This is a genomic window from Ruania halotolerans (assembly GCF_021049285.1).
GTDB lineage: Bacteria > Actinomycetota > Actinomycetes > Actinomycetales > Beutenbergiaceae > Ruania > Ruania halotolerans.
In genome coordinates this window covers 3,784,363-3,805,685 of record NZ_CP088017.1, presented here as the reverse complement: position 1 = coordinate 3,805,685, position 21,323 = coordinate 3,784,363, and the positions used below count along the sequence as shown (strand labels likewise).

The following is a 21,323-nucleotide window of genomic DNA, read 5'->3' as shown; positions in this document are numbered from 1 at the left end:
GGACTGCCGCGAGTGGATATGGTGCAGTGAGATGATGATGCTATCTTAGCAACGTACTATATCCTACCAACGGGAGCACGACATGCGTGACGGGGAGGCTGAGCGGGAGCACGCACCGGCAGAGCGGCCGAACATCCTGCTGATCCTGTCGGACGACCATGGCTACGGCGATCGCGGCGCACTCGGGTTCGACCAGGCGGTCCTGACTCCGAGCCTGGACCGGCTCGCGGCCGAAGGCGTGACCTGCTCGGACGCGTACGTCACGGCACCGATCTGCAATCCTTCACGCGCTGCGATCATCAACGGCTGTTATCAGGCCCGCTGGGGATCGACGTGGTTCAGGGATACGAATTTCTGCGAGAGCCGGACCACGATGGCTGAGTACTTCACCGAACTTGGCTACACCTGCGGCTACTTCGGGAAGGTTCACTATGGTAACGAGGGACCCGGCGACCGAGCCTGTCCGTCCGAGCACGGATTCCACGAGTCCTATTACGGGCTCGCCGGGCGTCAGCAGGGGCGACTCAACTACCTGGTGCACTCAGCAGCGGCGGTTGAGGAGTACGGACCGGAGGCGCAATGGCGAATGGCAGTGCAGCCCATGCTCCACAACGGGGAGGAAGTGGAGCTGGATGGATTCTTGACCGCTGAGCTGGGGCACCGGACACGGGAGTTCATGACCAGCACGGACGGACCGTTCTTCGCCATGGTCTCTTTCAACGCAGTCCACAACTTCTGCTGGCAGTTGCCGGCGGACGAGTTGGAGCGGCGGGGTCTGCCCGCCAAGACGGACTGGCACGACGGTGACGAGCTCGACTACTCCGACTGGTACGACGGAGCGATCTCACCGAACCTGGAACACGGGCGCGAGTACTACCTCGCTCAGCTCGAACTCATGGATGCCGAGATCGGACGGCTGCTGGACTCGCTGGAGGATTCTGGAGCGGCGGAGAACACGATTGTCGTCTACCTCACCGACAACGGCGGCTCCACCTGCAACTATGGCAATAACACACCGCTCAGTGGGACCAAGTACACACTCAGCGAAGGTGGTGTGCGTGTGCCCTATCTCGTTCGGTGGCCCGGCGGTGGGTGGACCGGGGGGAGGTGCGCTTCGGGGCTGGTCAGCTCGATGGATCTGTGCCCTACGTTGCTCGCCGCTGCCGGTCGCGACGTAGCCGAACTGGGCTTCGACGGCATCGACCAAGCTGCACACTGGCGCGCGGAGACCGACCGTGGCCACGAATCGCTGCACTGGGAGACTGGCGATCAATCGGCCGTCAGGTGTGCGGACATGAAGCTCCGCATCACCCACGGCGACTCCGTCCAGGTTCGCGGAATCCGGGAACGAGAACACGTGCGGGTCGATGATGGCGTGCACCTATTCGATCTCTCGACGGACATCGCCGAAGCCCACGACCTGCTGGCCCACTCCCCCGAACAGGCGCGGGCACTGTGGGATCGCCACGCGGCCTGGCTGACGGACGTCGGCCGGTCCGATCTGGCCGAACGCCATGGTGCACGTGTCATGGCCGCCCTGACCTGACCCCCGACACCTGCCCTGGGAGGGACACATGACCGACCGCAACGTCCGTCGCCCGAACGTTGTTCTGTTCAATCCTGATCAATGGCGCGGCGATGTACTCGGACACGTAGGGAATCTCGCAGCGGTGACGCCGACCCTCGACCGGATGGTGGCCGAGGATGCGGTCTCGTTCACGAATGCGTTCTGCCAGAACCCCGTGTGCACGCCATCACGGACGTCGTTCATGACCGGCTGGTATCCGCACGTGCGAGGGCACCGCACGATGCACCACATGCTTCAGCCCGACGAACCCAACCTGCTACGCACGCTGAAGCAGGAGGGGTACACCGTCTGGTGGGGAGGTAAGAACGACCTCGTCCCTGCGCAGCGCGGTTTCGAGGATCACTGCGACGTGAAGAACACGGTCCCGGAGGAGACCTTGCCGCTGTTCGGTGGCCGCAGCGACCCGGAGACAGATCCGGACTTCTACCGATTCTTCGTCGGGCGGCTGGACACGCCGGACGGTACGGACCACTATCCGGATTCGGACTGGGCGCATGTGCACGCCGCGATCGACTTCATCAGGGCAGCTGACCCGGACCAACCCTTCTGCCTCTATCTCCCGCTGACCTACCCCCACCCGCCCTACGCGGTCGAAGATCCGTGGTACTCCATGATCGACCGCGACGCCTTGCCGACGCGGGTGCCGGCACCGGACTGGACCGACAAACCGAGCATTCTCCCCGGGATCCAGGCAGCACAGGGCGGGGACTGGCCGGAGAAGAAGTGGAACGAGTTGCGTGCCACCTACTACGCCATGTGCGCGCGAGTCGACCATCAACTGAGCCTGATCCTCGGAGCGCTGCGTGAGGCCGGCGCATACGACGACACAGCCGTCTTCGTCTTCCCTGACCACGGCGACTTCACCGGAGACTACGGCCTGGTCGAGAAGACACAGAACACGTTCGAGGACTGCCTGACCAATGTGCCGCTGGTGGTCAAGCCACCCGCCTCGATCCCGGTGCGGGCTCGTACCTGCGAGGCGCTCGTCGAGTTGATCGACATGCCCGCGACCGTCGAGGAGCTCAGCGGCATCACGCCCGAGCACACGCACTTCGGGCGGTCCCTCGTCCCGTTGCTCACGGCGGAGACCGACGAGCACCGAGACGCCGTCTTCTGTGAAGGCGGGCGTCTGCAGGATGAGGAACATGCGATGGAGCTGCAGAGCGCGTCCTCGCAAAGCAGACCGGAAGAAAGCCGCTACTGGCCCAGAATGCGGCTGCAAAGCAGTCCCGGCCCGGAACATACCAAGGCTGCCATGTGCCGAACCCGCGACTACAAGTATGTGCGCCGACTGTACGAGAAGGACGAGCTGTACGACCTGCGATCCGATCCGCAGGAATTGGTGAACCGGATCGACGACCCGGCGTTGGCGCCTGTTCGTTCGCTGCTCACCGACCGACTGCTCACCTGGTATCAGGAAACGGCTGACGTGGTGCCCCACCGGGGTGACCAGCGCTAGCGCTGACCACCCCGGAGTAGTTCACTCCGGCGGCGCGAGTGCAGGCTGAAACGTCAGACCGAACGTGGCGGCGTGCGCGTGCAACTGATGCTCAGGGAGCGGACCGGGGCCGCACGAGGCCGACCCAATGCCTTGGTGCGCGTGGTCCAGATTGAGGAACACCCGACGGCGTGGCGTGAGTTCGTGCGTGTGCGTCGCCCGGTCGAGGTCGGCCGTGGACCACCGGCGAGCGGTGAAGTTGAACAGCGGCTCACCACTGATGTGCAGGCCGTGCCCCGCGGTGTCGGTCAGCCGCAGCCAGCGGATGTCGATCCGGTTGCCATTCTCCTGCGGGAAGATGTACGGAGTCTGCAACGCGTCGACGTTCCCACGGTGCCGACGGATGCGCGCCGCCTGGCGGGTGTCCCGGTATGCCTCGCCCGGTCCGCCGCCGAACCACTCGACCTGGTCGAGCGACTCGGGTAGCTCCATCAGCAGACCGAGACGGGGGATCGGCACGGGCCACTCGCCCACAGGATCGACCGACACTGTCAACGTGACAGCATCCTCACGTGTGCTCCACCGATAGTCCGCTGCGAAGCCGAAACGCGTCGCTGATGCGCCGACGTGGGTGCTCACCACTAGCTCATCGTCGATCATGGTGATCTCCTTCACTCGATGACGCAGGCGATCCAGGCCGAAGCGGCGCCAGTCGTCCTCCAGTCGCATCGGGGCACGGCGGCTAGCCCGATCGTTGTCGGTCGGTGCCCGCCACAGGTCCAGTCGTGGCCCTGCCACCTCGTATCCGTGCAACGACACGAGCGTGCCGTCGGCGTCGAACATCGACGGTCCGATCCGGTATCCGGTCGCTCCTTCGGTGACCGCGATCTGCTGCCGTGATTCCCGTGGTGCGGTCCGCGGGTGAGACGGACGCTCGAGGGCGAGCTGGCTCCAGGCCACTCGGTGCCCGGCGGGTGCGTATGGCCTGGCGTCCACGAGAGACGCGTCCACGGTCAGCCATGCCTCCCCCTGGGTCGTCGCAAGCTCCGGCAGGTTCACCTCGACCGACTCGCCGGGTCCGATGGTGGGTACGTGCAACGTGCCCCGGGAGCACTCGACGCCGTCGTCCTCCAGGACCCAGGTGAATCTCAGGTGGCGTGTGTCCGTGAGGTCGTGCCGGTTACGAATAGCGATCGTTCCGGGCGTACCTCCAGAGGCGATCTGGACTGGTTCGTTCACCTTGGCAAACTCGGCCAGCCCGGGGGAGGGGGTCAGGTCCGGGAACACCAGGCCGTCGATCACGAAGTTGCCGTCATGAATCTCTTCCCCGAAGTCACCACCGTAGGCGTAGTACTCCTCCCCGTTCTCCGCGCGGCGGCGGAAGCCGTGGTCGATCCACTCCCAGATGAATCCACCTTGCAGGCGCGGGTATGCCTCGAACAGAGCGTCGTACTCAGCGAGCCCGCCAGGTCCATTGCCCATGGCGTGGCCGTACTCGCACAAGATGAAGGGCATGCTGCGACGACGGGCATCGAGCGCCGGATCGTCCAGGGCGTCGGGGTGCGGTTCTTCTTCGCGGCGGCCGATCTGAGCCATGGTCGCGTGCGAGGTGTACATGAGGCTGTACATGTCGACATACTCGCAGGCGAAGTCGGCCTGATAGTGAATGAGGCGGCTCGGGTCTCGTTGCCTCGTCCATTCGGCCATCTGCCGGAAGTTCCGCCCGGTGTTGGCCTCGTTGCCCAGCGACCACATGATGATGCTGGGATGGTTCTTGTCCCGCTCGACCATCCGTTGCATGCGATCGAGGTACGCCTGGGCCCACTGCGGATCGTCACTCGGGTTGCCGATCCACGCGTTGTCCACCCCGTGTGCCTTGCCGAAGCCGTGAGTCTCGATGTCGCACTCGTCCATGACCCACAGGCCTAGCTCGTCGCACAGCTCCAGGAAGTCCGGGTGCGGCGGGTAGTGACTGGTGCGGACGGCATTGATGTTGTGCCTCTTCATGAGTTCGATCTCCGCTCGGGTACGGTCTCGGGTGAGGGTGCGCCCGGTCTCGGGGTGGAACTCGTGACGGTTCACGCCGCGGAAGATGATGTGGCTGCCGTTGACGCGAATCTCGCCGTCGACGATCTCGACCCGGCGGAAGCCGATCCTGATCGGGACCTGTTCTGATCCTGTGTTCACCACGCCGTCGTAGAGGCGGGGGCGCTCCGCGCTCCAGGGCTCGACGTCCGCGATCGCCACCTGCTCACCGCACGGTTGCTGGTCGATGCCGAGTTCTGGGATTGTGAGCCTCGCGGGTCGGTCTGTCTCAACCGTCAGCAGTCCGGTTCGGGTCGGCGGGTCGAAATCGGCATGGATGAACAGGTCGTTCACCGAGTCTTCGGGCCGTGCGGTGATGGTGACGTCGCGGAAGATCCCGGGCAGCCACCACATGTCCTGGTCTTCGAGATAGCTGGCCGCCGACCACTGGTGAACACGCACCGCGAGCACATTGGAACCGGGCCGAAGGATCTCCCCGACGTCGAACTCGGTGGGCAACCGGCTGCCAGTTGACCACCCCAACTCGATGCCGTTGAGCCAGACAGCGAAGGCCGACTCGACGCCGTCGAACCGCAGTACTGCCGCAGCCGCGGGCCAGCTCTCCGGCAACTCGAAGACTCTCCGGTAGTCGCCGGTCGGGTTCTCCGTGGGAACGTGCGGCGGATCGACCGGGAACGGGTAACGAACGTTGGTGTAGATCGGGTGGCCGTGGCCATGCAGCACCCAATGCGAGGGGACCGGCAACAGATCCCAGTCCCGATCGTCGGTGGACGGATCGAAAAGCTCGGGACCGGTCCCTTCGGCGCGATCACTGAGCGTGAAGCGCCAGTCACCGGCAAGGTCGATCTGCGGTGCATCGCTGTGGAAGCGGGCTCGGGGCTGCCGTGTTCCGAAAGCTGGCCGGACGTCGTCCAGGTACGCGGGTATCACAGGGGTCCTTTCAGTGGTGAAAACAGCGGGCTCCACCCCGATCGAGGGTGGAGCCCGCTAGGTCCGAATGGCTCAGGTCAGGCGTCAGTTGTAGAAGAACTGTGCGCTGGCCTGGGTATCGACATCGCTGACGAGGCGGATCCAATGGGCGCCGAAGCCATACGGGAACGCGTGGTGGACCGCCTTTCCCGCGTCGACGGTCAGGGTGGTGTACTCGACAAATCTCCCGTGCCCATGGAAGTCGACCTCCAGGCGGAAGTTCGCTGTGCGCTCGCCCTGGTTCTCGATGTGCAGCGACTTCTTGTCGAAGCCTGTCATCAGGTACGGGTCAGAGGGCGCGTCGGCCTCGACCGGTGAGAGCCACCACGGCCCGCCCCAGCCGGACGGCTTCCCGAAACTCCACAGGTCATCGGTCTTGCCGAACCAGAGCCCGGACTGGGGTTCCGCGGTGGTCGGATTCAAGCCATGACTCGGAGAGGCGTTGTCCCCTCCGAGCACCAACATGCCACGCCAGGAGCAGAAGTCCGCTAGCGCCGACAGGTGCGTTGAGACCGGGCGCACCCCCCAGATGCGTCCGCCGTACGCCCACGGTGAGAGCTCGTAGAACATGCCGTGGTGATCCATCAGCAGGCGCTCGTGCTCCACCTCACGGATACGTGGCCACTCGGTCTGCCACTTGTGGTCGAAACAGTGGGACGCCTTCGGGAGCCGGTACGTCGTCCACGTGTCGTCGGACTCGGTGTACACCTTCAGGATCGCCGAGGCCTGGTCCCAACCGGTGGCGAAGATCGTGCCTCCGAACTCGTGGCGACCGCTGATCGAGGTGAAAGGCTTGCGCTCCAGGATCCGCCACTCGGTTCCGTCGAACTCGGCGAGCCGGCCCTCGGCCTGCTCACCGGCCCAATCGGCCTCGTGGTACTCGTTCGAGCACACCACCAACCGCCCGAAGGAGGTGTAGCAATCCTTGTAGTGGATCTTCCCCCGTTCTCCGGCAGTGTCCAGTTCGGTGTTGAGATCGAACACCTGGCGGCACTCGAGCGTGTGGACGTTCAGTTCGAACAGCTCGCCCTCCATGCAGAGCACGTAGACGAGATTCTCGGGATCGGTCAGGTGCCGGGTTGTGCCGCACACGCGCAGCGGCTGGAGCTCGGGCACCGTGCGGATCCGGTGCTCGGTATCGATCACGTGTGGACCGATGACCAGCATGTTCGACGGATAGTGGATGAACCGGTTCGTGTAGGTCCCGTCCACGCCGAACGTCTCGGGAACGACTTCCATCGACAGATCCGGGCCGATCCGGCGCAGGCTCACCCCACGCCCGCTGGCCTCCTTGTGAGAGTTGTAGTTCTGCACATAGAGCACGCCCGCCCATGGCATCAGCGCGCCGACACCGATCTCCGACCGTGGCGGACCGAGCTCGGCCACCTGAGCGAGGTGTGGAAAGATCCCGGAGACCTGGGTCGGGGTGGTCGAGGTCATCTGACTATCGCCAACGACAGTTGTTGGTGCGGTCACGCCTGCTCCTTCTGTTTGATCTGATCAGCAACATCACGCAGCGCCTCCAGCAGCCGGTCGATCTCGTCATCGCCGAACTCACCGGAAACACCGATCGCTGCGTCGAACTGATCTCCCAGTCCGACGGCGAGCGTCCTGTTCGCGCCACCCGGAATGTGCGCGAGGGCCCATCCGTTGGCCCGAATACTGTCCAAACGGGCGAGGAGCCCGTCTTCGCCATCGAGAACCGGGACGACGTCCTCGGGCATCGCTCCTCGGCCCCTTGGGGTGGCGGCCTCTTCATATAGGCCCCTGATTTCATCTTCGGACCGGTGCGAGAGCAGCATCAAGCCGATGCCTGACGACGCTGCGGGGTACAGGCGCTCGTGTCCGAGCCCGTCCAGCGCAGGATGAGACGGGTGTCCGTGGAAGAGGTACGCAGTCTGGTCCCGCCAGAGCACACCGAGGGCCACCAGGTGTCCGAAGTGGTATAGCGACTCCAAGGGTCCGATCGCGCGACGCAGCAGGCCCGATCCGAAGAGGCTCTGAGCGGCCAGCACGTGAATCGCGGGACCTGGGTGGTACTTCTTGCGCGCGTCCTGCTCGGCCAGTCCGATGGCGGCGAGGGTCTTCAGGAGTCGGTTGACGCGGGTGACTTCCAGGCCCAGGGTGCGCGCCATCTCGCGGGAACCGATCGGATGGTCGCTCGAGGAGAGCGTCTGTAGGCACGCGAGGCCGTCGATCAGTGACTGGTTGGGTTGCGCTGGAAGCATGTTGCTATGTTAGCATCAAGCTGCATCGTCGGGAAGTCAAGATCCCGACTCGAAGGTGAGTCACCCGAAGGAGGGTTGGTGTGATGGAACAGACCGGGCCGTCAATCCTGGAGGGCCGGCTGTACATCGCTGCGCAGCGGATCACTCGCGTCGTACTGCTCAGCGCTCTGTGGGGTCTGATTTCGGTACCGCTGGTCACGATCGGCCCGGCGACGGCGGCGCTGTTCGCGGTGGTTCGGCGGTGGCACCTCGGCGAAGATCCAGCGCTTGTGCCGAACTTCCTCCGCTACTTCCGGGAGAATCTGCGGCAGGGGCTCGCCAGCGGATTCATCCTCCTCGTGACGGCGGCGCTGCTCCCGGTCAACCTCGTCCTGACCGATGCACTTGCGCCCCGAGATGGGAGCGCGTTCGGCCTGGTCGCCGTGGTCGTCTCAATGGTGGTGCTGGCCGGGGTTATCTACCACTTTCCGCTCATGGTGACCTACGACATGCCCTGGTGGCGACTCGTTCGGGTCGCCTTCATGTTGGCGATCGGACGTCCCTCGACGACTGTGCTGTGTTTGATCCTGATCGTTGGCACCGCGGCCCTGACCTATGCCGTTCCGGTGGCACCCCTGTTCGTGTCCGGCCTTGTTGCGTCGGGGGTCTACCGATTGTCGATGCGTGCTGTCGAACAGGTCGGATCCCGGCCAACGCCCGCGACGCCGACAGGTGTCCGCCTGCACGCGGAGGTCGTCCCGTCATGAGTTCACACGCACCGAACGTCGTGACAGCAGCAGACGCGGCGGATGGCACACCGATCACCCCGCGCGGCGGGTCTCCAGGCGTCCCAAAGCGGCAACGGACGCGATTGGAGCGATTCAAGGCGACCCGTGTGTGGAGGTTCCGCGCCCTCTACGTCATGATGGCACCGGCCCTGATCTGGTTCATCATCTACCGCTACGCCCCCATGGGCGGCCTGTTGATCGCCTTCAAGGACTACAACTTTGTCGACGGCATTTTCGGGAGTCCATGGGCCGACCCGTGGTACAAGTACTTCCAGCAGTTCTTCCAGTCGCCGTACTTCTCCCAACTCCTCAGCAACACGGCCATCATCTCCGTGCTGAAGATGTTCTGGGGAACCGTGCCCTCGATCTTCGTGGCACTGTTGTTCTACGAGTGCAGGATTCTGTGGCTCCGGAAGTGGGTTCAGACACTGAGCTACATGCCGCACTTCATGTCCTGGGTGATCATCTTCGGCATCAGCGCGGCCTTCCTTGCGCCCAGTACGGGGTTGCTGAACCGATGGCTTGGCGCAATAGATATCGGTCCGATTGCCTTCCTGACCTCGAACGATTGGTTCCAGACGATTCTGGTCGGAACGGACGCGTGGAAGGACCTTGGCTGGGGGGCAATCATCTACTTCGCGGCAATGATGGGTATCGATCAGCAACTGTATGAAGCGGCGCGGGTCGACGGGGCTAGTCGACTGCGGCAAATCTGGCACATCACGCTTCCGGGGATCCTGACCGTGATCGTGATGCTGTTCATCCTCAAACTCGGCAACGTGCTCGAAGCCGGGTTCGAACACGTCTACGTCTTCATCAGTCCGCAGGTGTATCCCACTGGGGACATCATTGACACCTGGGTCTACCGAACAGGGCTAGAAGATCTCAATTTCGCGCTGGCGTCCGCGGTGGGCATGTTCAAGTCCGTGATCGGGCTGGTGCTGGTCCTGGCCGCGAACAGGCTTGCACGGCGATGGGGTGGTCAGTTGTGGTGAATCTCAAGAAGGCGAAGCGGCGGTCCGGCGAGGACCGCATCGTCGATACTCTCGTCAATGTCCTCCTTGTGCTGGTTGCCGTCGTGTCGGTGTTTCCCCTGCTTTTCGTGGTGGCCGCGTCCCTGACGCCATACAGTGAGATTCTCCGCAACGGCGGATATGTAATTGTTCCGCGAGACATCACCATCGATGCTTATGCGCGCCTGTTTGCCGAGCCCGAGATCCCACGTGCGCTGGGCGTGACGGTCTTCATCACCGTGGTAGGCGTTGCCTTCAACATGGCGCTCACCACGCTGTTGGCATATCCGCTCTCCAACAAGAAGTTGCCCGGTCGGACTGTCATCCTCATGGGGGTGTTGTTCACGATGCTGTTCAACGCCGGCCTCATCCCCACCTATCTGGTAGTACAGGCGACAGGCTTGGTGGACACGATATGGGGCATGATCATTCCCGGAGCGGTCGCCGTGTTCAACCTCCTGGTCATGAAGACCTTCTTCGAGAGGCTCCCGCTCGAATTGTTCGAAGCGGCCCGCATCGACGGTGCCGGTGAGTTTCGAATCCTGGTGATCCTGGCGGTGCCGCTGTCGGTGCCAGTATTGATGACGCTCACCCTCTTCTACGCGGTGGGGCAGTGGAATACCTATATGCAGGCGATCCTGTATGTGCGGGACAGTGCGTTGTACCCGCTCCAGGTGGTGATCCACAACATTCTTGAACGGTCGCAGTCGTTGGAGAACATCGAAGCAGCTGTCCCGACGGTGACATTGCAGATGGCGGCCGTTGTCGTCGCTGCCGCTCCCATGGTCGCGATCTACCCGTTCATTCAGCGCCATTTTCAGAAAGGAGTCACGCTCGGCTCGGTCAAAGGATGACCGCACTTTCCTGCATCCCTGGGGATGCACTTGTTCATTGGAGGACTCATGACCAAAGTTGTTCGAAGAGTTTCCGCTGTCGTTGCTGTCGGTGCCCTCGCGCTCGTGGCATGCAGCTCGACCGACGACGGCGCCGACGGCGACGGCGGCCCGGTGGCTCTGGATATTCGCGTGCAGGCGGGGGTGACGATCCCCGAGGACGATCCGATCAGAGAAGCACTGGAAGAGGTGCTCGACATCGACATCACCATGACGGCTACTGCTGGCGACGACTACGGCACACAACTCTCAGCGGACGTGGCCGCAGGTGATCTGCCAGACATGTTCCAGCTCAACCGGGTCCAGGCGAACGAATTCTCCGACCAGGGCCTTCTGTTGGACGTGACCGAGTATCTCGACGATGAGCTGGCCCCGTACGCAGAGGCGATGGGCGAGGACAGTGTCACGATCGGGCAGATGAACGAAGGGACGTATGCCACTGTCACCGGGAGCGGGTGGAACTACAACTCGTTCTGGATCCGGAAGGACTGGCTGGACAACCTAGGTCTGGACGTCCCGGAGACCATCGATGACTTCTACGACGTTGCGGTCGCCTTCACCGAAGATGACCCCGACGGCAACGGTCATGACGACACCTATGGGCTTGGCGCTGCCAGTGACGGCGGGAGTTGGTCTCCGATATGGCCTGCATTCGGTTCCGGGGGTATTGGCACCGACTACGGCGGCACGAGTGGCGGAACCTTCTACGAGCAGGACGGTGAGGTCGTCCACGGCTTCTACGACCCGAACACCCGCGAAGCCCTCGAGTGGATCCAGGAACTGGTCGCAACCGGCGCGGTCGACCCTGATTTCATGACCTTGGACAGCAACCAGGCGCACGAACGGGCCATGCAGGGCACCGTCGGCATGATCAACATCGGCTGGCCGAACTTCACCAAGCCCGAGTTTGTCGACCAGTACCGTGAGGTCCAGCCCGACGCCGAGTGGATCCAGATGCTCCCACCGACCGGACCCGATGGCGAGAGCGGCTACAGCCGGGATGGATACTCAGCACGGATGTACGGATTCTCCGCCGAACTGGCGAACGAGCCGGAGAAGATGCAGGCGATCTTCGATCTGATCAACTATTCCGCGAGCGAGGAGGGGCGCACGCTCGTCTCTCACGGGATCGAGGGCGTCCACTACAACCTCGAGGATGGCGAGGTTGTCCCGACGCAGGCACGCGTGAACGAGGGGAGTTATATGTGGATCTACCAGTTCACGGGCCGGAACGAAGGTGAGTACCTCCCGATCACCTTTCCCGAAGCCGTGGACGAGATCCACTTCGCACAGGAACAGCCGACGTTCACCACGCTCGGCAGCTTGGTGCTGGCGCCGGATGGATTCAGCATGGGCGACTCGACCCGATTCGCTCAGGAAGGCTTCATCGGCTTCGTCACCGGCGATCGCTCGATGGACGAGTATGACGAATTCCTCGAGACGCTCGCCAACGACTTCGGGCACCAGGAGTACGTCGCCGCCGGCATCGAACAACTCAACGATCTCGGATTCGGCTGAGTCCACGCGACCGAGATGTCCCGGGGCCGGGTAGCAGCCCGGCCCCGGGGACGGGGAGGTCAGTCCCCGCCTCACTGCCCATGTCAGATGTCACACCTCGATGGGTGCGTGTCAGCGTACCCGCCTGATGGGAGAATCCCATGGAAAACTCCGCAACCCCTGCTGGCTTCGACCGCCGCAGATTCCTGAAGTACTCCGCTGCCGCTGCCAGCACCGTCGTCGTGGCGAGCAGTACGCCGACAGCGCTCGCGTCGGCCGATGCGGCCCCTTCGGGCCCGATCGACATCATCGTCGACAACCCGGACGCCGAGCTCCTCCCGGCCTCTGACTGGTCGACGTCGAGGTATGCGAACGGCTACTACGGCGGCAACTACGCAGTTTCCAACTGGAGCGAGACCACCACGGCCGTCGCTCGCTGGCGGCCGGACCTGCCCTCACCGGGCGACTACAGCGTCCAGATCTGGCTGCCGGATGGTGACCCCAACCGTTCCGGAGCGGCAGCGTACAAGGTCCACCACTCCGGTCAGGTGACCACGGTCCACCTCAATCAGCAGGAGGCGGGTGGGTTCTGGCGTGCGGTGAGCGACCCGTTGCCTTTCACCGCCGACGGCTCCGAGTACATCGAACTGGTCGTCAGCGAGGCGCAGACGCCTCTGAAGCACGTCAATGCCGATGCTGCGCGGTTCGTCGAGCCGTATGTTCCCGCTGTACCGCAGGAGGTCACTGCGGTCTGGATCCCCGGTGGGGAGGCGGAGGTCGGATGGGCCGTGGCCGACGACGTCGATCACTACGTCGTCCGTCGCAGCGATTCGATCGACGGCCCTTTCGAGACGGTTGCAGCCCGCGTAGTCAGCGGATCCTTCCTGGACGTCGATACCGAGGGCGAGAGCGACTTCGCGTACACGGTTGCCGCCGTTGGGCCAGGCGGGGAGAGCGACCCGAGCGAGCCGTTCCTGTTGGAACGGCCGGATCCACCCAGAGACGCACCGGAGGTCACGATCGAGCCGGGTAACCAGCAGATCGGGTTGACCTGGGACGACGTCGACAGCGCCGATCGCTACGTGGTGCGCCGTGAAGTCGATGACGGGTCCTGGGTCGTCGTCGCCAACCGGATCGTCCGGTTGACGTACACGGTCGGGCGGCTGCCGCACGGCATTGACGCCAAACTCACTGTCTCGGCAGCCAACGCCGGTGGTGAAGGACCGCAAACCGAGGTGCTGGAAGCACGTCCGTCCGGCCCGCCGCTGCACACTCCGCAGGGACTGGTGGCGGCGGCACGCGACGGAGCCGTCGAGTTGAGGTGGCATGGGACCGACGACGCCGAGTCTTATCTCGTGGAGCGTGCGATTCCTCGCGGTCGCCGGACTGCCACGTTCGAGATGGTCGCGGAGACCACAGAGCCGATCTATGTGGATGAGGACGTAGCCGCCGGATTTGTCCACCACTACCGGGTACGCGGGAAGAATGACGACGGTCCGGCGGTGCGATCGTCGTTCCAGGCGTCGGCCGTCCCGGGCACCAGTATCGAGTTCGTCATGCGTCATTCGGATGCCGAACTCGACGGCGAGTGGGGCGCCTCCAGCGTCATGCCTGGATATCGAGGGCACGAGGCGATGGTCACTCCGGCCGGGTCCGGGGGCGCCGCCACCTACACTCCCCCCGCGCAACTCACCGGACAGTACAGCGTGTGGATGTGGTTCCCGCACGGTGACGAGGACGCGGCCAGCAACGCGCCCGTGACCGTCGTCCACGCAGGCGGCGAAGACACTTTCGCGATCGACCAGCGAGGAGCCGGTTGCCACTGGGCCCGGCTCGGCGACGGGGTGTTCACCTTCGACGCGACCGCCGGGCATCACGTGCGCGTGTCGAGCAGCAGTGAGGGGTACGTCGTCGCCGATGCGATCAGGCTTCTCCCCGCTGCCGAAACCGCCAGCACCACCTACCAGGTGGACTGGACGGACCCACAGCAGCTGATCGAGGGCATGGGTGTGGAGGTCCTCTACGACTGCCTGCAGCCCGGCGGGCAGCTCCAGTGCACCACCGAACGTGTCCCGCAGTCCCTTGCTGACGCCGAGCGGGACCGATGGTACGACGAGATGCTGACGGGCTTCCGGCACATCCGGCTGGCTCTGGGCCTCTACCTGCGCGGGACCGACGAAGAGGGTCGGCTCATCCAGGGCGTATATCCCGGTCAGATCGACGACATCGCCGAGTCCGCCCAGCGGTCCGGAGCCACGGTCACCCCGACGTACTGGTCGCCAGCTCCCTACTTCAAGTCGACCGACCACCTCTTGGGCGGACAACTCACATCGTACGATTCGTCGCTGCTCGGTGACATCGCCGATGCCATGTCGGCCGATATCGACACCCTCAAGGCCCACGGGGTACCGGTGGGCTCGTGGTCCCTGCAGAATGAGCCGCAGAACCGGCCACCGAACCAGTCAACTGGCCCGTACTCGATGTGCTATTACGCGCCGCCGGACTACGTGACAACATTCAACACTGTTGCGGCGAGGATCCGGTCCGATCATCCGGAGTTGCATATCTTCGGCCCCGACAGTGGCGCGGGCACCACCTGGATCACCGAGCTGACCGCCGACGACCAGGCGTCCGCCCTGATGGAGGGCTGGTCCTGGCACAACGGCCACCGCTCGGACGACCCCGACTCGCTTGTCGAGGCAGGCGCTACCTGGAAGAACCTGCGCGACAAGCCCTTGGTCAACACGGAGTTCTCCTACTCGGGCTCAAGCGCCGCCAACTTCGTGAGCACGGCGAAAAACATCCTGTACCACTTCCTGTACTACGGCTCTCCCACCTGGTACTGGCTGCACGCTCTGCAGCCCACGAACTCCAACTTCGCAGACACACGAGCGCTGGGTGTCTGGCGGCCCGACACCGACAGTGATCCGGATGACCGGTACGCGCACCTCAACGTCGGTCACTGGGAATTCGTCGGCATCAACTGGCACCCGATCGTCGGCTTCGTCAAACTCATGCCGCACGATGCGGTCCGGTACTCCGTCCTCGGGGACTCCCCAAAAGATCGCGACGTGACCCTCTTTGCGTTCGAAGGACCGGATGGGAGCCGTGGGGTCGCCGTACTCAACGGCGGATCAGCACGTACTGAGCTCTCGATCGACCTCGGGGACACCCATCACATGACCGGTGCCGGCTTCTCCGAGCATGACCGGTTCACCGACCTGGGAACACAGGTCGCGTCTCGGCTGGACTGTGTGCTGGAGCCCGAGACCATGCAGTTCTGGACGGACCGCCGGGTACTGCGCCGCCGCCGGGCCCTGCGATGAAGGCCGGGAAACCTCATGTCGTATCGAAGCGTGGCGCGCCGCAGCGTGCTCACCGCCGGAGCAGGGGTGGCGACAGCGATGGTTGCTGACACCGCCCGGGCAGCGGCGGCACCCAGTGAGGATGAATACGGGGCCGTCGAGGACGGCGACTGTGTTGCCACCGGCATGATCTGGCACGACGTTGCGGACTGGGGTGTCGAAGGCAGAGCCTTCGACGACACCGCATCGTCCTACGACCGCTTCCCGGCGCGAGCCGAGGAAACAGTCTCGGCACAGTTGTGGGATCTCAGTCGTGACAGCGCAGGCATGCTCACCCGCTTTCGTACCGACTCGCCACAGGTGCGGGTGCGCTACCGGCTCGGTCGGGAGTTGATCACGCGCTCCACCATGGCGGCAACCGGATCCAGTGGCGTCGACATCTATGCCCGGGATGCCAACAGCCAGGAACGGTATGTCTCGACGGCCCGGCCGGAACACCCATGGCTCAAGGACGATCTGAGCATGAACTATGGCGTGATCAAGGACATGGTCCCGGGCATGCACGAGTTCACCATGCACTTCCCGCTGCGCAACCAGGTCCTGCGGATGGAGATCGGGGTGGAGGCGGGAGCGACCTTCGTTCCCATTGCCCCCCGGCCGGAGAAGCCGATCGTGTTCTACGGCACCTCCATCATGCACGGCTCGTGCGCATCCCGGCCCGGGATGGCGATCCCGGCACTGGTGGGGCGCCGTCTGGGCGTACCCACGGTCAACCTGGGGTTCGCCGGTGCGGGGCGGATGGACGAGCCCGTGGTTGACCTGCTGACCGAACTGGACGCGGAGGTGTATGTGATCGACTGCCTACCGAACATGCACAGCCGGTTGGTCGCCGAGCGGACCGAGCCGCTGGTGCACGCCCTGAATGAGGCTCACCCCGGGACGCCGATTCTGTTGGTGGAGGACCGAACGAACCAACGGGCGTGGCTGTCCCCGGAGGTCCACGATCGGCACGACGGCTCACGCGCCGAACTGCGGGCCGCCTACCTGCGGCTCCGGCAGGCGGGTGTCGAGAACCTGCGCTACCTCGAGGGAGACAGGCTGCTCGGTGATGATGGCGAAGCCACGACCGATGGTTCTCACCCCAGCGACCTGGGGATGGTGCGGTATGCCGGGGCCTACGAGCGCGCCCTCCGGCCGATGATCAGATGATGTGCCCCACATGAGGACAGGTGATACCAGGCAACGCGAGAGTCTCGATCACGGGTGGCGCTTCCACCTCGGAGACGCCCCCGGGGCCGAGCGCGAGGACTACGACGACACGAGGTGGCGTACGCTCGATCTCCCGCATGACTGGAGCATCGAGGGCAGCTACGCCGAGGACAATCCGTCAGGCCGCGAAGGGGCATTCCTGCCTACAGGGATCGGCTGGTACCGGCGGGAGGTCGACCTGCCCGACCTTGCCTCAGGCGCGAGGGCGGTCGTCGAGTTTGACGGCGTCTACCGCTGCAGCGACGCCTGGATCAATGGTGCGCATCTGGGGCATCGCCCGAGCGGGAACATCGGGTTCGCCTACGACCTGACCTCCGCTCTGCGACCGGGCCGGAACGTGCTCGCCGTGCGAGTGGATCACTCGCAGGCACCGAGCGCCCGGTGGTACACCGGATCGGGCATCTACCGGCACGTCTGGCTGACTGTCACCGATGAGGTCCACATCGACCACTGGGGCGTGCAGATCACCACACCGGCCGTGACCGCTGAATCGGCGGCCATTGCCGTACGTACGCGGATACAGAACATGAGCGCGTTGGCGAGGGACGCCGTCGGGAGTTTCGAAGTCATGGACGCTGACGGGACCGTGTACGCCCACGGGCAAGCCGACGTGAGCTTGCCGCCCGAAGGTGAGGCGATGCTCGAGGTGGACCTTGCCCTGCCATCCCCACGGCTGTGGTCACCGGACCACCCTGAGCTGTACCTGCTGCGGATCACACTGGAGGAGCGCGGGCGGGCCGTCGACCTGGTGGACACCACATTCGGCGTGCGGAGCATCCGGTTCGACCCGACGGACGGCTTCTTCCTGAACGGCAAGCCGATGACCCTGCGGGGCGTCTGTCATCACCGGGACGGAGGACCGGTCGGCGCAGCGGTGCCGGAGCCGGTGCTGCTACGCCGGCTGCGCATGCTCAAGGACATGGGGTGCAATGCTATCCGGGTCGGACACAGTCCCGCCGCGCCGGAGTTCTACGACCTGTGCGATCGACTCGGGTTCCTGGTGATCGACGAAGCCTTCGACGGGTGGGCCACGCCGAAGGCCCGCTACGACTACGGGTTGTCCTTCGCGCAATGGTGGCAGCGAGATCTGGCCGACCTCATTGCGCGCGACCGCAACCATCCGAGCGTGATCATGTGGAGCATCGGCAACGAGGTTCCCGACAAGACCGACAAGCAGGCACAGGAACTCGTCGATGTCGTCCACGAGCTGGACCCGACGCGACCGGTGACATGTGGTCGGGGCATCTCCGGTATCGAGGATGTCCAGGGTTTCAACGGACAAGGCGGGGTACCTGGTGTGCTTGAGGCGTATCACGAGGAGTTTCCAGATCGTGTCCTCCTGCTGACCGAGGAGCCGCACACGCTGCAGACGCGTGGGTTCTACCGGACCAGGACGTGGTGGCGCGACAGGAACCGCCCCCGGCAGGAGGTGCCGAACCTCACGGAGAAGGAGCTCTTCACCGATGGCTCGGTGCTCTACAACTCCTCCTACGACAACAGCGGGGTGCGCTGCTGCGCACGGCACTCCTGGCGGCGCACCCGGGCCCTGCCGTACCTGTGCGGTGAGTTCCGATGGACGGGCTTCGACTACCTGGGTGAATCGCCGCGTTGGCCTGCGCGGACCTACAACTACGGCGTCATCGATCTGTGCGGGTTCCCCAAGGACCACTTCTACTTCTACCAGAGCCAGTGGACCCGCGAGCCGATGGTGCACGTGCTGCCGCACTGGACTCACCCGGGGCTGGAGGGGGTGGAGATTCCGGTGTGGGTCTACACGAATTGCGACGCGGTGGAGCTCTTCCTTGACGACGAGTCGCTCGGGGTCAAGCACGTGGGCGATGACCTCCATATGGAGTGGAGGGTGCCATACTCGCCGGGCACGCTTCGCGCGGTCGCCCGACGTGACGCGAGGGATCGCGCGGTGACGGCGGTGACCACCGCCGCCACCCCAGCCGCATTGCGACTCTCGTCGGACAACACCGATCTGGCCGCAGATGGCTGCGACATCAGCCACGTCGTCTTCGCAGTGGTGGATCGAGCAGGTGTTCAGGTGCCGCAGGCTGGTCACACGGTGTGGTTCTCTTGGTCCGGCCCGATCCGATGCTTGGGGTTCGACAATGGCGACCCGCTCGACCTCACGGCTCACCAGGCGAGTCAGCGTCGCGTGTTCAATGGTCTCGGGCTGGGGATCTTCTCATCGACGCAGGAGGCCGGTGACATCGAGATCATCGCCGGTGCAGTCCTGGGGGACCAGTACTTCGGCGATGTCACCGACGTGTCGGTGGTCATCGAAGGGATCGACCTTCGTGGCGGGACGGCTCCCGACCTCAGTGCCTACGACATCCGGTATACCACCGATGGTTCGGAGCCTTCGAAGCTGGCGGCTCGCTATCAGGGGCCGATCCGCCTCGACCGCAGTTGTGTGGTCAGGGCCGTGGTCGTCGGCGAGGACCGGCCTGTGCTCTCCATGGAGCAGGAGTTCATCAGAGGTGAACGCCCGCAGGTGGTCGACATGACGCACGGCAACGAATCGCCGGCGGACCTCACGGTCGCGCCCGGCCCCCACGACCAGCAGGCGGTCGGCACCTGGCGATCACCCCACCAGGAGATCTCACTTCGAGACGACGGTACTGTCGGCAGGCCGCAGGCCTATGGGTCCAAGTCTGAGCTGGTCGGATCGTGGTGGTACGACTTTCCGCATGACCGGTTCGAGGACCTCGATGACGCCGGGACAGGCGAGATCAGGTGGATCGACGGGAGTACGTCCGAGCTGCACCTCACGGACCAGGGCGCGGACCATCTCGACATCGTGATCGCGAACACCGAAGTCCGGTTCCGACGAATCAGCAGCCAGCCAACCGCACGAGCACCGGAAGGTGGAGCCGACACATGAACACCCGCAGGCCGAGTGTCGTGGTCATCCTGACCGACCAACAGCGCTGGGACACCACGGGTGCCGGAGGAAACTCACTCGGAGTCACCCCTGCCTTCGATCGGCTCGCCACGCGCGGCACGTATGCCGCCACCGCGATCACGCCGAATCCGGTCTGTGCGCCGGCGCGAGCGGCCATGCAGACCGGGATGTATCCATCAGCGAGCGGCTGCTTTCGCAACCAGCTCACGCTGGACTCCGAACTCCCGACCTTGGCCGCCTGTTTCCATGGTGCCGGGTATGCGACGGGCTATATCGGCAAGTGGCACCTCGGTGATCCCGATGTTGCCGGTCCGGTCGAACAAGGTGAGCGCGGTGGATACCAGGACTGGTTAGCCGCCAACGTGCTTGAGCACACGTCCGACGCATACAACACCGTCGTCTATGACGATGAAGGTGACCCGGTTCGACTGCCGGGATATCGGGCCGACGCCCTGACCGACGCGGCCATCCGCTACGCGGCCGACCACAGTGACGAGCCGTTCCTGCTCTTCCTCTCGTTGCTGGAACCTCACCAGCAGAACGAGACCGACTCCTACGACGCCCCCGAGGGTTATGCCGAGCAGTACATCGGTAGTCCGCTCCCGCCTGACCTGGCGGCTCTCGGAAATGGCTCTAAGGTGCACGAGCAGATCGGTGGCTACTACGGGCAGATCAAACGAGTGGACGAGTGCCTGGGCCGACTGATGGATGCCTTGCGCAGTCTGCACATCCTCGAGGACACCATTGTGGCCTTCACCTCCGATCATGGCTGCCACTTCCGCACCCGGGTCGGTGAGTACAAGCGGTCCTGCCACGAGGCGTCCGTGCGAGTACCCTTCGCGATATCCGGCCCTGGGTTCCACCGCGGGCGCCGCATCGAGGGCCCGATCAGTACGCTGGATCTGCCACCGACGCTTCTTGCTGCTGCGGGCATCGCAGTGCCGGACACCATGCAGGGCAGTTCGCTGTTGGAGCGGGAGCGCAGCGACGCCGTCCTGTTCCAGGTGAGCGAGAGCGAGGTCGGGCGAGGGCTCCGTACGCGTCGGTGGAAGTACTACGTCACTGCCCCCGACGCTCATGCATGGAACGACCGCCATGGCCACCGATACGTCGAATCTGCGCTGTACGACCTGGAGAATGATCCCTCTGAGCTCGAGAACCTGATCGGTCAGGAGTCGAGCGCCACCGTCACGTCCGACCTGCGCAGAAGGCTCGCCGAGCGCATGATCGACGTCGGTGAACCGGAGCCCGTGATCGAGCCTGCGACGACAACTCGGAAAGGACGGCACCTCGACCCCCGGGTGGGGTCGATCGAGACGTCCGGTTTCCGATTCGGCCACCAACGCAAAGCGGTGGACGGATGAGCGTGGCCAGGCCTCGGTGGTTTCTTCCGGTT

At 64.4% G+C, this 21,323-nt stretch carries 13 protein-coding genes; 10 read left to right on the top strand and 3 right to left on the bottom strand.

Annotated elements, in window-relative coordinates; translation table 11 throughout:
* Positions 1 to 82 precede the first annotated feature (82 nt).
* Both LQF10_RS17215 and LQF10_RS17210 read left to right on the top strand, forming a co-directional pair.
* Positions 83 to 1,546 (top strand): sulfatase family protein, encoded by a 1,464-nt coding sequence (locus LQF10_RS17215; protein WP_231065037.1) that lies wholly within the window; start codon positions 83 to 85, stop codon positions 1,544 to 1,546.
* Between the two features lie 28 nt (positions 1,547 to 1,574).
* Entirely contained in the window at positions 1,575 to 3,047 is a 1,473-nt protein-coding gene (locus LQF10_RS17210) for a sulfatase family protein (RefSeq protein WP_231065036.1), read from the top strand.
* Between the two features lie 21 nt (positions 3,048 to 3,068).
* Here the strand turns inward: LQF10_RS17210 and LQF10_RS17205 are convergent, their stop codons facing one another.
* From LQF10_RS17205 to LQF10_RS17195, 3 genes are all read right to left on the bottom strand, one after another.
* Positions 3,069 to 6,002, bottom strand: coding sequence for a glycoside hydrolase family 2 TIM barrel-domain containing protein (locus LQF10_RS17205; RefSeq protein WP_231065035.1), 2,934 nt, complete (start codon positions 6,000 to 6,002; stop codon positions 3,069 to 3,071).
* Between the two features lie 84 nt (positions 6,003 to 6,086).
* Complete coding sequence (locus LQF10_RS17200; protein WP_231065034.1) at positions 6,087 to 7,517, bottom strand: hypothetical protein; 1,431 nt, start codon at positions 7,515 to 7,517, stop codon at positions 6,087 to 6,089.
* Complete coding sequence (locus LQF10_RS17195) at positions 7,514 to 8,269, bottom strand: IclR family transcriptional regulator (protein WP_231065033.1); 756 nt, start codon at positions 8,267 to 8,269, stop codon at positions 7,514 to 7,516. The genes LQF10_RS17200 and LQF10_RS17195 overlap by 4 nt, the downstream gene beginning before the upstream one ends.
* Before the next feature lie 83 nt (positions 8,270 to 8,352).
* Between LQF10_RS17195 and LQF10_RS17190 the strand changes: the two genes are divergently transcribed.
* The 8 genes from LQF10_RS17190 to LQF10_RS17155 all read left to right on the top strand — a co-directional run bounded on the left by LQF10_RS17190 (position 8,353) and on the right by LQF10_RS17155 (position 21,291).
* Positions 8,353 to 9,015 carry a YesL family protein gene (locus tag LQF10_RS17190; RefSeq protein WP_231065032.1) on the top strand — a complete coding sequence of 221 codons (663 nt, stop codon included), beginning with the start codon at positions 8,353 to 8,355 and terminating at the stop codon, positions 9,013 to 9,015.
* Positions 9,016 to 9,143: 128 nt separating this feature from the next.
* A complete protein-coding gene (locus LQF10_RS17185) occupies positions 9,144 to 10,031 on the top strand; it encodes an ABC transporter permease (protein WP_231065031.1) in 888 nt (295 codons plus the stop codon).
* Positions 10,028 to 10,903 (top strand): carbohydrate ABC transporter permease, encoded by an 876-nt coding sequence (locus LQF10_RS17180; protein WP_231065030.1) that lies wholly within the window; start codon positions 10,028 to 10,030, stop codon positions 10,901 to 10,903. Before LQF10_RS17185 ends, LQF10_RS17180 begins: the two co-directional genes overlap by 4 nt.
* A 48-nt stretch (positions 10,904 to 10,951) precedes the next feature.
* Positions 10,952 to 12,460 (top strand): extracellular solute-binding protein, encoded by a 1,509-nt coding sequence (locus tag LQF10_RS17175; RefSeq protein WP_231065029.1) that lies wholly within the window; start codon positions 10,952 to 10,954, stop codon positions 12,458 to 12,460.
* Positions 12,461 to 12,600: 140 nt separating this feature from the next.
* Positions 12,601 to 15,765 carry a golvesin C-terminal-like domain-containing protein gene (locus tag LQF10_RS17170; protein ID WP_231065028.1) on the top strand — a complete coding sequence of 1,055 codons (3,165 nt, stop codon included), beginning with the start codon at positions 12,601 to 12,603 and terminating at the stop codon, positions 15,763 to 15,765.
* Between the two features lie 15 nt (positions 15,766 to 15,780).
* Positions 15,781 to 16,953 (top strand): SGNH/GDSL hydrolase family protein, encoded by a 1,173-nt coding sequence (locus LQF10_RS17165; RefSeq protein ID WP_231065027.1) that lies wholly within the window; start codon positions 15,781 to 15,783, stop codon positions 16,951 to 16,953.
* Between the two features lie 10 nt (positions 16,954 to 16,963).
* Positions 16,964 to 19,906 carry a glycoside hydrolase family 2 TIM barrel-domain containing protein gene (locus LQF10_RS17160; protein ID WP_231065026.1) on the top strand — a complete coding sequence of 981 codons (2,943 nt, stop codon included), beginning with the start codon at positions 16,964 to 16,966 and terminating at the stop codon, positions 19,904 to 19,906.
* The gene (locus tag LQF10_RS17155) at positions 19,903 to 21,291 is read left to right on the top strand and encodes a sulfatase-like hydrolase/transferase (protein WP_231065025.1); all 1,389 of its coding nucleotides are present in this window, start codon (positions 19,903 to 19,905) and stop codon (positions 21,289 to 21,291) included. Before LQF10_RS17160 ends, LQF10_RS17155 begins: the two co-directional genes overlap by 4 nt.
* Positions 21,292 to 21,323: the final 32 nt, after the last annotated feature.

Coding starts and splice junctions, on each gene's coding strand:
- LQF10_RS17210 (WP_231065036.1), top strand. CDS start 1,575: ATGACCGACCGCAACGTCCGTCGCCCGAACGTTGTTCTGTTCAATCCT.
- LQF10_RS17160 (WP_231065026.1), top strand. CDS start 16,964: ATGAGGACAGGTGATACCAGGCAACGCGAGAGTCTCGATCACGGGTGG.
- LQF10_RS17155 (WP_231065025.1), top strand. CDS start 19,903: ATGAACACCCGCAGGCCGAGTGTCGTGGTCATCCTGACCGACCAACAG.
- LQF10_RS17190 (WP_231065032.1), top strand. CDS start 8,353: ATGGAACAGACCGGGCCGTCAATCCTGGAGGGCCGGCTGTACATCGCT.
- LQF10_RS17195 (WP_231065033.1), bottom strand. CDS start 8,269: ATGCTTCCAGCGCAACCCAACCAGTCACTGATCGACGGCCTCGCGTGC.
- LQF10_RS17175 (WP_231065029.1), top strand. CDS start 10,952: ATGACCAAAGTTGTTCGAAGAGTTTCCGCTGTCGTTGCTGTCGGTGCC.
- LQF10_RS17165 (WP_231065027.1), top strand. CDS start 15,781: ATGTCGTATCGAAGCGTGGCGCGCCGCAGCGTGCTCACCGCCGGAGCA.
- LQF10_RS17215 (WP_231065037.1), top strand. CDS start 83: ATGCGTGACGGGGAGGCTGAGCGGGAGCACGCACCGGCAGAGCGGCCG.
- LQF10_RS17170 (WP_231065028.1), top strand. CDS start 12,601: ATGGAAAACTCCGCAACCCCTGCTGGCTTCGACCGCCGCAGATTCCTG.